The 12657-nt window shown below is 45.0% G+C and carries 12 protein-coding genes; 10 read left to right on the top strand and 2 right to left on the bottom strand.

Annotated features, from left to right (window positions below; translation table 11 throughout):
- Positions 1 to 29 precede the first annotated feature (29 nt).
- From ureG to AC58QM_RS28955, 4 genes are all read left to right on the top strand, one after another.
- Positions 30 to 692, top strand: a complete 663-nt coding sequence (ureG, locus tag AC58QM_RS28970; protein ID WP_497288267.1) for an urease accessory protein UreG — start codon at positions 30 to 32, stop codon at positions 690 to 692.
- Positions 685 to 1539, top strand: coding sequence for an urease accessory protein UreD (locus tag AC58QM_RS28965; RefSeq protein WP_497288266.1), 855 nt, complete (start codon positions 685 to 687; stop codon positions 1537 to 1539). Before ureG ends, AC58QM_RS28965 begins: the two co-directional genes overlap by 8 nt.
- Before the next feature lie 393 nt (positions 1540 to 1932).
- Positions 1933 to 2913 (top strand): heme o synthase, encoded by a 981-nt coding sequence (gene cyoE / locus AC58QM_RS28960; protein WP_497288265.1) that lies wholly within the window; start codon positions 1933 to 1935, stop codon positions 2911 to 2913.
- Between the two features lie 17 nt (positions 2914 to 2930).
- Positions 2931 to 3563 carry an SCO family protein gene (locus AC58QM_RS28955; RefSeq protein ID WP_497288264.1) on the top strand — a complete coding sequence of 211 codons (633 nt, stop codon included), beginning with the start codon at positions 2931 to 2933 and terminating at the stop codon, positions 3561 to 3563.
- Between the two features lie 10 nt (positions 3564 to 3573).
- Here AC58QM_RS28955 and AC58QM_RS28950 read toward each other — a convergent pair whose 3' ends face one another.
- Together AC58QM_RS28950 and AC58QM_RS28945 are read right to left on the bottom strand one after the other, a co-directional pair.
- The gene (locus AC58QM_RS28950; RefSeq protein ID WP_497288263.1) at positions 3574 to 3927 is read right to left on the bottom strand and encodes a toprim domain-containing protein; all 354 of its coding nucleotides are present in this window, start codon (positions 3925 to 3927) and stop codon (positions 3574 to 3576) included.
- 159 nt (positions 3928 to 4086) lie between these two features.
- The gene (locus AC58QM_RS28945; protein WP_497288262.1) at positions 4087 to 5265 is read right to left on the bottom strand and encodes an MFS transporter; all 1179 of its coding nucleotides are present in this window, start codon (positions 5263 to 5265) and stop codon (positions 4087 to 4089) included.
- Between the two features lie 130 nt (positions 5266 to 5395).
- Here AC58QM_RS28945 and AC58QM_RS28940 point away from each other — a divergent pair, with 130 nt between their 5' ends.
- From AC58QM_RS28940 to asnB, 6 genes are all read left to right on the top strand, one after another.
- Positions 5396 to 5551, top strand: coding sequence for a hypothetical protein (locus tag AC58QM_RS28940; protein ID WP_497288261.1), 156 nt, complete (start codon positions 5396 to 5398; stop codon positions 5549 to 5551).
- A 55-nt stretch (positions 5552 to 5606) separates the two neighbouring features.
- Positions 5607 to 6035, top strand: a complete 429-nt coding sequence (locus tag AC58QM_RS28935; protein WP_497288260.1) for a hypothetical protein — start codon at positions 5607 to 5609, stop codon at positions 6033 to 6035.
- A gap of 40 nt (positions 6036 to 6075) precedes the next feature.
- The gene (locus AC58QM_RS28930) at positions 6076 to 7224 is read left to right on the top strand and encodes a transglutaminase domain-containing protein (RefSeq protein ID WP_497288259.1); all 1149 of its coding nucleotides are present in this window, start codon (positions 6076 to 6078) and stop codon (positions 7222 to 7224) included.
- Positions 7225 to 7250: 26 nt separating this feature from the next.
- Entirely contained in the window at positions 7251 to 8000 is a 750-nt protein-coding gene (locus AC58QM_RS28925; protein ID WP_497288258.1) for an HAD-IA family hydrolase, read from the top strand.
- Positions 7997 to 10054: a peptidoglycan D,D-transpeptidase FtsI family protein gene (locus AC58QM_RS28920; RefSeq protein ID WP_497288257.1), complete on the top strand. Its 2058-nt coding sequence runs from the start codon at positions 7997 to 7999 to the stop codon at positions 10052 to 10054. The genes AC58QM_RS28925 and AC58QM_RS28920 overlap by 4 nt, the downstream gene beginning before the upstream one ends.
- A gap of 712 nt (positions 10055 to 10766) precedes the next feature.
- Positions 10767 to 12641, top strand: coding sequence for an asparagine synthase (glutamine-hydrolyzing) (gene asnB, locus AC58QM_RS28915; protein WP_497288256.1), 1875 nt, complete (start codon positions 10767 to 10769; stop codon positions 12639 to 12641).
- Positions 12642 to 12657 lie beyond the last annotated feature (16 nt).

Raw genomic sequence — 12657 nt, 5'->3', positions numbered from 1 at the left:
TCTAATTATAGATCTGAGGAGGAATGACGATGTGTCAAGGTAACGGTCATCATCATCATCACGAATGGGAGAAGCCAGCAGCAGATCGCGATCGTCCAATGCGAATTGGCATCGGAGGTCCCGTAGGTTCAGGCAAAACAAAATTGGTAGAACGCTTAGCCGGAAAGCTCAGTAACCGCTATAGTATAGCTGTTATAACGAATGATATTTATACGAAAGAAGATGCGCGAATTCTGATTAGCACGGAAGCGTTGCCGGAGGAACGAATTATTGGGGTAGAGACAGGTGGATGCCCGCATACAGCGATTCGTGAGGATGCTTCAATGAATTTTGAGGCGATAGAAGAGCTGGAGAAGCGTTTTGAGAATCTCGATATTATTTTCATTGAGAGTGGCGGCGATAATTTGGCGGCTGCTTTCAGTCCGGAGCTTGTAGATCGCTTCATTTATATTATTGATGTAGCCCAAGGGGAGAAAATCCCACGTAAAGGCGGACCTGGTATCATGCGTTCGGATATGCTGATCATTAACAAGATCGATCTTGCCCCCTATGTAGGCGCTAGCCTCGAAGTAATGGATTCCGATACGAAAAAAATGCGCGGCGAACGTCCCTATATTTTCTCCAACTTGATGGGTGGTACGGGGCTGGATGATATCGTTACCTGGGTGGAGACGGAGTTCAGCCATGCCTAAGCTGACTGGGGAGATATCTGCACAATTTGCTGTACGCAGCGGTCTTACGCGACTCGTGCACAAGTATCATGCCTCCCCGCTCAAAATCGCTAAAACGTTCCGTTATGAGAACGATACGTTTCTCGATGATGCCGCCCCCATGGATCAATTGGGCGTATATATGATGGATTGCTCACCTGGGCTGATGGCCGGTGATCATTATGAAATTAACGTGCGCCTTGAAGAGGGCGCACGTGTTTTTCTAACGAACCAGTCGTTTACCAAGGTTCATCCAGCTGCAGTGGATCAAGGTAGCACGCAGCATCAGATCCTTCGGCTTGCAGCAGATTCGCTGTTAGAGTATATACCTGAGCCGTTGATGCTATATAAGGACGCCGAGTTGTTCGCGGAAACAGAAGCACATCTAGCGAAGGGGTCAGCATTGATATTCTCGGATGTTATCTGTCCAGGGCGAACACAACGGGGGGAAATATTTCAATATTCGCGATATGTGAATCGGATGAAAGTTTGGTTTGAGGGAGAGTTAATCTTTTATCAAAATCAGCGTATTGAGCCGTTGACCATGCGTCTGACTTCTCCAGGTTGCTGGGAAGAAGAAACGCACATGGGGAATCTGTTTATTTTCTCTGATCGTCTGAGCCAGCGTCACTTGGAGGCGATTGTGGAGAAACTGAGTCAGTTGGAAGGTGGTACGGTTCGAGTGGGAGCGAGTATGACGTATAAATATGGCCTCGTCGTGAACGTTATGGGCAGGCATGCTTGGGAGCTGCAAGATGTCCTGACCAAGGCATGGCATCAAATCCGGCGCAGTTTATTTGATTTAACACCGTTGCTAGTAAATAAATAGGAAGAGGAGGCAGGTTTCGACCTGTCTTCTCTTTTTTTATAGGGGCCAGCAGGTGGGGATTATGTTTAAAGCTAATGCTTATGGTCACTATCCCATTGGCTCAGGATTGTCGATGCTTGCTAACCTGAGCCAATGGGATGATGGTGATAGATAGCTTAATGAAAGCATAGATAGGGGGTTTCAGGTGCCCCACCCGTTAATCCTCACAACTTTTTCACATATTCCAAAATGGAATCGAATGGTAAGTGCATTTTCCACGCATACTGGAAGGGAGAATCGACAATCTGATGACAACTGCCCGTGCTTCATTGTCAAATGATGTAGGGGTTGGTATGATGAGAATGTTCATTAAGATGTAGGATCGGAAATTCGACATAGAGGAGGTAAGCGCACATGGATAATCAAGTCACTTACGAAAATGTTTCAACCGGCTCGTCCCAAGGGCAAGCTGGAACTGATGCCATAGATGCTAGCTCGACGAAAGGTGCAAATGGGCCTGTGACCTTGAAGGAATATTACCGACTGATAAAACCGGGTATTATTTATTCCAATTTGATGACAGCTTTCGCTGGATACTGGGTAGCGGCTAAGTGGGAAGTTGACTGGCTCCATTTATTTATGACGATGTTAGGCACAGCACTTGTTATGGCTGGAGGTACGGTACTAAATAATTTTCTGGACCGTGAGATGGATGCGAAGATGGAACGCACACAGAATAGAGCACTGCCAAGTGGTCGGTTAAGCGCCAATTTTGTTCTTTGGTTCGGAATTATACTTGGTACGATTGGATTAGGGGTTCTCTATTTAGGAGCGCATTCACCTTTAGCTACATTAATGGGCTTACTTGGATTGTTCTTTTATGTTTGGATCTACACAGCGTGGTTCAAAAGAACATCGGTATGGAGCACATTCGTAGGCGCGATCTCAGGAGCAGTACCACCTCTGATCGGTTATTGTGCGGTTAGTGGGAATATTGATTTGGGAGCGATCTTAGTTTTCTTGTTCTTATTCCTATGGCAGCCACCGCATTTCTGGGCGCTTGGCATTCGCCGTATGGAAGAGTACCGTGCAGCGGGATTCCCGCTTTTGCCAGTAGTTAAAGGGACTTTCGTGACGAAAATTAGTATGGTTCGCTATGTTGTACTATTAGTACCTGTTACGGTGATGTTAACGGCGTACGGCTATGTAGGAACTATCTTTTTGATCGTATCAACAATACTTGGTTTAACATGGGTTTTCATGAGCGTCAAAGGGTTTAAAGCAAATGGGGAAGCGGAAATTGTATGGGCAAAACGCATGTTCTTGTTCTCCCTTTTATATTTAACGCTGTTATCGATCTTGATGGTCATTGATACAACGGCGAAAATTAGTTAATCTGGGGGACGGAAACGATGGGGACGTTTTTCGAAAAAAACTGGTTCAAATTAGCATTGGGAGCAATATTAATTGCGATGATTGCATCCTTTGCTTATAAATTAGTGACGAATGGCAGTAAGCCAGATGAAAGATTAACAGCTATGAAGGCTGCACCTTCTTTTCAGTTACAGGATTTAGATGGCAAAACGGTAACCTCCCAAGATATGGAAGGTAAAGTGCGACTCGTCTATTTCTTCTTTTCTTACTGTCCTGATGTGTGCTTACCGACAAGCTTTTTAATTTCACAAGTGCAAGATGAATTGAAGAAAAAGGATTTACTTGGCTCGAAAGCAGAAATTTTATCAATTACAATTGATCCAACGAGAGATACACCAGAGGTGTTAAAAGCATTCGGAAATCGCTTTGAATCGAAGCCGATTCCGGGCGGATGGACGTTCCTCCGTGGTGAGGAAGCGAAGGTTCAGAAGCTTGCTGAGGACTTCGGTATCATGGTAATCAAAGAGAAGGACGGTAACTTCTCGCATGCTAATGCGATTCTTCTAGTAGATCCAAAAGGTCAGCTAAGAAATTACTATGACGCTAGCAATCCAGAATTGGATGCGGAGCATATCGTGAAAGACGTTGTAACCCTTTCAAAAGGGAAATAACGCAAAATGGTTATTCATAAGCAGGGTTGGGCGCAGGGTAGATAATATACGCGTCCAGTCCTGCTTTTTCTAATTGCTGTATGAGATATTCCTCAGGTGTTCCCTCGACACCCGCATAGCCCTTACGGGTATACATGTGTTCTGCGTCTGGAAATGTATCACGCAGCAAAAAGCGGATCTTTTTGCCTGAAGCATCATTATCCGTGAAAATATAAACGGGCAGATGGTCAACTTTTTTTCGCAGTGCGTCAAGTGTAGTGGAACTAGGCGTTCCGAACGTGCAATGGATGCTGACTGTATCATCAACGACGCGCTTTAAGCGACTTTTATCATTTTTACCCTCAACAATAATAGCAATGGACATCGAATCACCTTCACTCCTTTTTAGAGTAGTATACCCCGTTTGGAGCGGCGATCCAAGTAACATGCACCAGCGATATTTCCTGGGAAATGACAAGGATTTACAGCGTGTGACACAGGAAAAAAAGGCCTGACGACATCAAGCCTTTTTTCGATGAGGAAATTATGATGTTATCAGTGGCGATTTGAAAGTGCGAAGCGGCAAAAGTGATAAGGCTAGCATCAGAATGAAAAACGCGATGAAGTAGGAGGAAATGTGATCACGAAGCTGACCAGCCATCATTGGGCCAATGAAGGCGCCGACAGAGTAAGAAATGGATAGCAATGAAAATACGCGACCGTATCTAGCACTGCTTGTTATGCTGGCAAGTAATGCTGCAAGTGCAGGATAGATGACACCTTTGGCCATACCGATGAGAAAGAGAGAAACCGTCAAAGGAATCGGCCATTGAATGGCTAGTCCGAAAAATACGGCGGCAAGCCCGATACTGCCGACAATCGTCCGAAGGAAGGGTGATATTTTGTTCAAAAACCAGAAAGAGATACTTAGCAGCGCACCTAAACTGACCAATGTAAAAAATACGCCAGAAGTAAGGATGGACTCCCGTGCTGATTTCATTAGAGGGAGCTCAAAGAACAAAATCCCTTGCGAGCATGAAAGTGCCATAGGGATGAGGAAGAACAGCCAAGGGATAGATACATCATTGGAACCCTCATGGGGATCTGTAGAGACATGATGACCATGAGCATCTAAGATAGCTGTTGAACCTGTTTGTTTCCCTTGGTGAGCTAAGAGTTGCTTCTCTTTTACACCGAAAATAGCAAGGAAGCCCGTGATGATAAGGATCCAGCCTAATACGGAAAACGCCGTGGTAAAGCCGATTTTGGCCACTAAAACAGCACCTGCTGCAGGAGAGACCACGGATGCCAAGGTGTGAACGAGGCCGTTGCCGGCCATAAGCTTGCTTTGCTGAATGCGGTCACGGGCTATTCGCGCTAGTAATGACAAACAGGCAGGGGATAGGAAGGCAAGAACAAATCCGCTGATGGAACGAATGTAGAGCAAATGCCAGGGGTCTTTGACATTCGATTGAAATAGTAAGATGATCCCTGCTACAATTAAACTACAGACGATGAAGATTTTACTGCCGTATTTGTCTACACCATAACCTGCAATGAGATTGCCAGGGAGATGGGTAAGAGAGTAAACACCCATGATGAGCCCTATAAATGAAGGAGCAGCGCCCAGTGATAAGGCGAAAGGAGATAAAATCGGATATTGCGCGTGTAAATCAAAAAAGGCAACAAACATAAATAAGTACAACCATATGGCTGTTCGCACGGTTTCACCACCTCGATCCTTTCGTCAACGACATAGCCGTTTATTTCATCTCTTCTTAAGTTTTACGCCGCTCGTCCCAAGGATATGACCGTTCGGGACAAAAGACACAATTTCGTACATAGGAGGAAGTATGGATCCCATTGTTTATATACTGTTGGCTGCAGTTGGTATATTTCTCGTATTCCGTTTAAGACAGTCCTATCTGAGAACAGGGAAAACGTTGGATAAAACCAATGAAATCGAGCAGAAGCTTGCACAATTAAGGAAAAAAAGAGATGAAGATTAAGGAGTCCATGTAGTATGATAGGAATGGACTTTTGGATGATGAGGAGGGGATAAAGATGGATCAGTGGATTTCGTTTGCACAGGATCGTTGGTATTTAATTGTAGGTGCTATTATTGTTCTATTTATTGTGATTGGTATTGTCAAAACCGTAGTGAAATGGGTAGTAGTTCTTGTCATTGTAGGGGCGCTTGTCGTTTATGGAGCGAGCTATAAGGATAAAATAAAGGATATTGGGGCAAGTGTCGTTTCCCAAGTCAGTGACGATATCAAGGATAAGGCAGTGAGTGCCTTGACGTCCGAGGCCAAAGAAGCCAAATTTAAGGCGAACCCGGATGGTTCCTTTTTAATTACGACGAAAAGCTTGCAGGTAGAAGGTAAACCAGGATCGGATGAAGTACAGGTCACGTTTCTCGGGAAATCCTTCAAAATGAATGCCAATGCAGCTGTGAATGCATTTATTGAACAAGCCAAGAAAAATACCTAGCTATTACGCTGGTCAGCCTATCAAAGGAAGGTGAGTACGCATGACGGATAACACGTGGTTGTCAAGCTTATCAATCAATCTCATATCCATCTTGATCGTTCTCACCATTGCGGCTTCCGTGCTGCAGGGATTTTTCCGTGGTGGCTCTGGCTCGGCTAGGCATTTTGTAGCCATGTTGGTGGAAGCCGTGCTCGCTGTAATATCCCTGTTGATTGCATGGAAAGCTGTGCAACTGATTTCACCTTGGATTCAAACGTGGTTAAAAGATCAGAATCTGCAAATTCCAGTGGTTGATTTAAGTGCGATAAAACAAGCCTATTATACCGTCATCACTAGCTTGCGTGATTTTCCATTACTCCGTTTCGGAGTTTTATTTATCCTTGGTTATGTCATTATCAAACAAATTTTGAATCGCTTGGTGGATGTATGGCTTGGACGTTGGTTGGCTGAACGGTATGCCATGCCGAGACAAAGTCATTCCGTACTTAGTTCCGTTTCAGGCGGTGCCATTGGTTCTATAGCTGGATTTGCTAGAGCGCTCATGCTAATCGCAATTTTATTCATCTATGTTTCCTTGTTCCCACACTCGTTGATAACCCCCTATATTGAGTCCTCAGCCATGTATCAAAAAGGGGCTAAAGAGGTTATTTCACCCTTCACAGGTGATTTTATAGCGGAGAAGGCGCCTGTATTCACACGTGCGGTTGAGCAGGAATTCACTAATATTTTACAACGGAAATATGAAGTACTTGATGCGAAAATCCCTGGCAATATCGCGGATGCGGCGAAAGAGATTACGGCGAATGCGCAGACGGATGAAGAGAAAGCCAAGCTACTGTACAGTTGGGTTGGCACCCGAGTCAAGTACGATTGGAATAAAGTGAAATTGTATGAAGAACAGCGGATTTGGAAGGAACAGACACCAGAGGATACGTTTAATACCAAAGAGGGTGTTTGTATCGATTACTCTAGGTTATATGCCCAAATGGCCAGATCGATTGGACTGGATGTGAAGGTAGTCACGGGTTTAGGGTATGATGGACAAGGGGGGTATGGTCCTCATGCTTGGAATGAAGTGTACTTGAAAGAAACCAGCAAGTGGGTGCCTCTGGATTCAACTTGGGTAGCAAGTGGTGCGAATTGGTTTAATCCGCCTAATTTTGATCAAACTCACGTGAGGGACGTTTAGCATTAGGCTTGTTAGAAGGAGACGATATGCGAAAAGAATTAACATCATACAAGATGATTTATTTGGATGCAGGTGACACCTTAGTAACGATTCCTGCGGCACAAACAATTTTAAAGCAATACTTAGAATTGCGCTCTGTTGACCGAGATGAAGCGCATATTCATGAACTTTTTACAGAAGCATTTCGTCTATTTTATTATGTTGAGAAAAAAGATAACTTCGTGGTATGCAGTCCTGAGTCAGATCGTGAATTCTGGGTTAACCTATACCACTATGTCCTGCATAAACTAGGCATTCATGAAGATTGGACAGAGGAAGAAATTTTCAACTGCTGTCATGAGCTTTATGACATTTTCACGGCGCCAAAGTATTACGATTTGTTCGATGATGTGAAGCCATTTCTAGAAGCACTGCGCGTGAGAGGCTTTCGAATCGGTATTATCTCTAATTTTGCTCCAACGCTGAAAGCCATTCTGGCAGACAAAGACGTATTGCACTATTTTGACCCGGTACTTGTTTCCACAGAAGTTGGCTTAGAGAAGCCTGACCCCGCAATTTTCAAGCTTGCGCTGCAAATGGCGGACGTTGCGGCTGAGGATGTGCTGTATGTCGGGGATCATGAGACGAATGATATATGGGCTCCTAATCAAGTAGGCATTGATGCTGTTCGTATCATTCGGTACCCTTACCATACGGGAGATGGGATTCGTTCTCTACTCGAACTGATTCAGGAGCCTACCGGCGATGTACGAGAGAAAGGATATGAACCCGCATGAAATCATCCATTATGGATGATCCGAAGAAAAAAGAAATCACTAAAAAACGGCACTTTTCGTTTCGGATCAATATATTTTTCTTCGTTACCTTTTTATTGTTTTCCGTGCTAATCGTGAGGTTAGCGATTCTTCAATTCGTTCAAGCCAAGGATCTGAAGGCCGCAGAGAATACCAATACGAATCAAACCAACAAGATCGCTCCGATTCGCGGTAATATTTATGATTCAACAAAATCTCCGCTAGCCTACACGATTCCGGTGCAGTCCTTATTTTTTCGTATTGAACCAGGTCAGGATAAGGATGCTAATATTGATTTAGCCAAGCGCATTAAGCGGGATGTTTTTGACCCATTTGCTAAACCCAATACCGTTAGCCCGACAGCTGAAGAGATTGTTCTTGCCATGGATTTGGGCTATGACATTAATAAAAATAAAGTAAAAGACCCAAGCTACTATTCCGTTCCTCGCCGTATTAAAGCGGATTTATCCAATGCTGAAATTGCATTTTTGCTGGAGCATCGTGATGAATTCAAAGGGCTGGAAGTAACGGAAGAAAGTATCCGTACTTATGAAGTGGAAGAAGATAAAACGACAATTGCGACGCAATTGGTCGGGTATACGAATGCTTTTTCAACCCAAACTGCGAAAGAAATCTATAAGGATAATCCGAATAGTGAAGAATATTTAAGCAATGAAAATGTCGGTTTCGATGGCATCGAACGGATGTATCAGGATGAGCTGCGTGGCAAGAACGGGAGTAAGAAGTACCCAGTGAATGCTGCCATGAAAATCATTGGAAGAGCCGAAGTAACAGCCCCGATTAAGGGGAATAATCTGTATCTGTCGATCAACAAGGACGTTCAGAAGGCGACGGAGAAAATGCTGAAAGATCATATCCAATATCTGCGAAGTCCTACTCATGCCAATGATTTGTATATGAAAACGGGGATGAAGGCTTCTTCGGGCTTTGCGGTTGCCATGGAAGTGGATACGGGCCGCATTATCACGATGGCGAATTATCCAGATTATGATGCGAATGCTTGGACGGGTGGTATATCGCCTACTATTTATAAGGATATCAGTACGTTTATTTCCAATGGTACGATCATGACGGCAAAATCGAAGTACCCGGATGAGAAAGAAAATGCAAAGCATCCTTCTTCCATTGTTTTCATGGGATCGACGATTAAACCATTGTCTGTCTTAATTGGTTTGAAAGAGAAGCTGTTTACATCGGGGCAAAAATATTATGATTCAGGCACATTTACCTTCGGTAAAGATGGCAACAGTGCTATTTCGAACTCCGGAAAAGCTTCCTATGGCCCAATTAATGCAGCAGAAGCGATTGAACACTCCTCGAATACGTATATGTCGGCTATGGTTGGTATTCCATTTTGGAACAAATTCGGACGTGAGAATTCGAAAGTAACGGCAAAATGGGCAGAATATCTGGCTAAATTCGGCATGGGTGTGAAGACGGGCAGCGGGCTTCCAGGTGAATTCGCTGGCTCCAACGACTTTATCAAAAATGCGGAAAAAGACAGTTATCAATCGGCCATGGTCTATGCTTCTTGGGGTCAGAATGAGAAAACGACTACGCTTCAGTTAGCGCAGTATACGGCAACACTGGCTAGTCGTGGCAAACGGATGAAGCCTTTGTTCGTCGATGAAATTCGTGATTACCAAGGTGAATTGGTGAAAAAGGTGGAGCCGGAGGTCCTCGAGGATGTATCGAAGGAATTCGCTCAAGCCGATTGGAATACGATTATCCATGGGATGAAAAGCGGTGCCGAAGGCATCGAAGAATTGCCATTCAATGTCGCTCGTAAAACAGGTACTTCTACACAGGTTGTAGCAGGTGGATCTGTAGAAAATGCGGTACTTATCGCCTTCGCTCCGGTCGAGAATCCGAAACTGGCTGTGGCGGTTGTTATACCTGAGGGTGGATTTGGACGTTACGGGGCATCCCCAATTGCGGCGAAAATCTTCCAAGCGTATGACGCGGCGAACGATGGTATTTTGACAAAGCTTGGCGGCGGGAAGAGGCCGTGGTAATGATAAAGAGAGCTTGCTGCGGCAGGCTCTTTTTTTTTGTGATATGAGCCACTTGCCCCAGCCCGAACCCGAACTCGAATCTATTGTCAGTTACCCACAACCACTTCCCCAATGAAACGCTGGTTGCCATTTTATAATAGATGGATTTCCTGTAGTTAATTTTTCGTAAAATTGGTACAAATAATGAATAAATGGATTTTATACAGTTAATTTCAGGGTATTCTGGAAATATGCGCAAATGAGCAGGAATTAGCTACATATTTTCCATCTATTACGCTAATTAAGGTGGATTTCTCCGAAATAGCTGTACAATTTACAGTTAAATTCACTTCACTGGGACTAGAGGTGAGCAGGAGTCGAAGTGGCAGTTACGCTTTTTTAACACGAAAATCTGACACAATACTCTCCTTTTTCAGCAGCATGCACCAGTTACTCTCCAACGGCATACCCTGTATCAAGGGGGAGAACTTGCTCCACCCTAAATGTTGCCCTAACTCAACTTTTATGCGTGTAGGAAAGGTGGTCGATTCATTTGAAAAAAAGGCGGTTATCTGCTTCTTTAAAACGACTTATCATTTCCATCATTTTTCTATAGGATACAGCTATTCTCGTACCCTCATGGCATTTCCTGAATGGCGGGCTGATATGGTATACTAATATATCGGTTGTCCAAGAGAAAGAATGATGAGCGTACGGAGGAGTGAGTCTCACCATGTGTGGTATTACGGGTGTTATGTATTTTGAAGATAGAGAACCAACTGAGGCTAGCTTGAAGCAAATGACGGATGTGATTGTTCATCGAGGACCGAATGATGAGGGCTTCTGGACAGAGAATCGCATTGGCTTAGGATTTAGACGATTATCCGTTATTGATATCAAAGAAGGCCATCAGCCACTAGCGAATGAAGATGAAACCGTCTGGATTATTTTCAACGGTGAAATTTATAATTACAAAGAGCTGCGCACGATGTTGAAGGAGCGCGGTCATATCTTTCGCACGCAGAGTGATACTGAAGTCATCGTTCATCTTTATGAAGAGTTCGGCGAGGACTGTGTAAAGCACATGCGCGGAATGTTTGGCTTTGTGATCTGGGATCGCAAGAAAAAGCAGCTGTTCGGAGCGAGAGACCACTTCGGCATTAAGCCGTTTTATTATCATGTGAGCGACCGTCAGTTTTTGTTCGGCTCAGAAATCAAGAGCTTGCTGGCGGCCGAAGGCATGAACCGGTTGATCCATACGGACAGCTTGCTGAATTATTTGACGTTTCAGTATGTACCAGAGCCGCATACCATGTTCGAAGGTATCTATAAGCTGCCGCCTGCTCATTCGGTTACGATCACCTTTGATGGCAAAATGTCCATACATAAGTATTGGGATCCGATGTTTGAACCGGAAGATAAGCCATTTGACTATTATGTGGAACAAATTCGTGAAGGCTTGAAAGAATCCGTCAAACTTCACATGGTCAGCGACGTGGAACGCGGATGCTTCCTATCGAGCGGAATCGACTCGACGGCGATTGCCACGCATATGCGGAATATCGAACCGATCCGCACGTTCTCAGTTGGCTTCGAAGGTGCCAACAACGAGACGCCCATTGCTGCGCAGACCGCAGCAACGCTCGGCACAGAGCACTACGATAAAATCATCACGCAGGATGATTTCTTCGCGACCATGCCGAAAGCGATCTGGCACCAGGACGAGCCTGTTGCCGATCCTTCGGCCATTGCCCTCTACCACGTGGCGCAGCTTGCGCGCGAGCACGTGACGGTTGTGCTGTCCGGCGAAGGCGCGGACGAGCTGTTCGGCGGCTATCGCATTTATCGCGAGCCGCAATCGCTCAAGCCGCTGGATCAGCTGCCGCCATCGGTGAAACGCATGCTGAACCGCTTCGCACGCATCCTGCCTAGCGGAGTGAAAGGCCGCAACTATGTGTTGCGGGGAACGACTCCGCTTGAGGAACGGTTCCTCGGGAACGCCAAAATCTTCTCCGAGGATATGAAGGCAGAAGTGCTCCGTCTCGATAGCGAGATGCTGCGCGCCTACAAAAACCCGGTGCAAATCGCCGGCGATTACTATAACAAAACGAAGCATCTGGATCCAGTCAGTCGGATGCAATACATCGATATGAATTTGTGGATGCCTGGCGATATTTTGATGAAAGCCGACAAAATGACGATGGCACACTCCCTAGAGCTGCGTGTTCCATTCTTGGACAAAGAGCTGTTCGAAGTGGCTCGCCGCATTCCAGCGAAATATCGCATTGCGAATGGCACGACGAAGTATATCTTCCGTAAAGCGATGGAAGGGATTATTCCCGATCCGATTCTGAATCGTCCGAAACTAGGCTTCCCTGTTCCACTCCGTGATTGGATGAAGGGTGCGATGGGTGACATGGTCATGGATCAAATCAAGTCCAGCGGAATCGAGGATTATATCGATATCGAGGCGGTTGAGAAAATGCTTCATAAGCACCGTATTGGTCAGGGAGACTATGCGAGACGCTTGTGGACCCTTTATATTTTTGCTCTTTGGCACAAAACGTTCATGGAAGAACTGCCTAAGAAAGTGCTCACTGCTTACTAGGTAGACATCATATAGG

Source organism: Paenibacillus sp. J22P165, from assembly GCF_059692015.1.
Note: the sequence above shows the minus strand (reverse complement) of the source record. Positions and strands in the feature narration are given on the sequence as shown.

Bases quoted from the DNA above. Each gene is read 5' to 3' on its own strand.
- ureG (WP_497288267.1), top strand. From the start codon at position 30: ATGTGTCAAGGTAACGGTCATCATCATCATCACGAATGGGAGAAGCCA.
- AC58QM_RS28925 (WP_497288258.1), top strand. From the start codon at position 7,251: ATGCGAAAAGAATTAACATCATACAAGATGATTTATTTGGATGCAGGT.
- AC58QM_RS28950 (WP_497288263.1), bottom strand. From the start codon at position 3,927: ATGTCCATTGCTATTATTGTTGAGGGTAAAAATGATAAAAGTCGCTTA.
- AC58QM_RS28955 (WP_497288264.1), top strand. From the start codon at position 2,931: ATGGGGACGTTTTTCGAAAAAAACTGGTTCAAATTAGCATTGGGAGCA.
- AC58QM_RS28940 (WP_497288261.1), top strand. From the start codon at position 5,396: ATGGATCCCATTGTTTATATACTGTTGGCTGCAGTTGGTATATTTCTC.
- cyoE (WP_497288265.1), top strand. From the start codon at position 1,933: ATGGATAATCAAGTCACTTACGAAAATGTTTCAACCGGCTCGTCCCAA.
- AC58QM_RS28965 (WP_497288266.1), top strand. From the start codon at position 685: ATGCCTAAGCTGACTGGGGAGATATCTGCACAATTTGCTGTACGCAGC.
- AC58QM_RS28930 (WP_497288259.1), top strand. From the start codon at position 6,076: ATGACGGATAACACGTGGTTGTCAAGCTTATCAATCAATCTCATATCC.
- AC58QM_RS28920 (WP_497288257.1), top strand. From the start codon at position 7,997: ATGAAATCATCCATTATGGATGATCCGAAGAAAAAAGAAATCACTAAA.
- AC58QM_RS28935 (WP_497288260.1), top strand. From the start codon at position 5,607: ATGGATCAGTGGATTTCGTTTGCACAGGATCGTTGGTATTTAATTGTA.
- asnB (WP_497288256.1), top strand. From the start codon at position 10,767: ATGTGTGGTATTACGGGTGTTATGTATTTTGAAGATAGAGAACCAACT.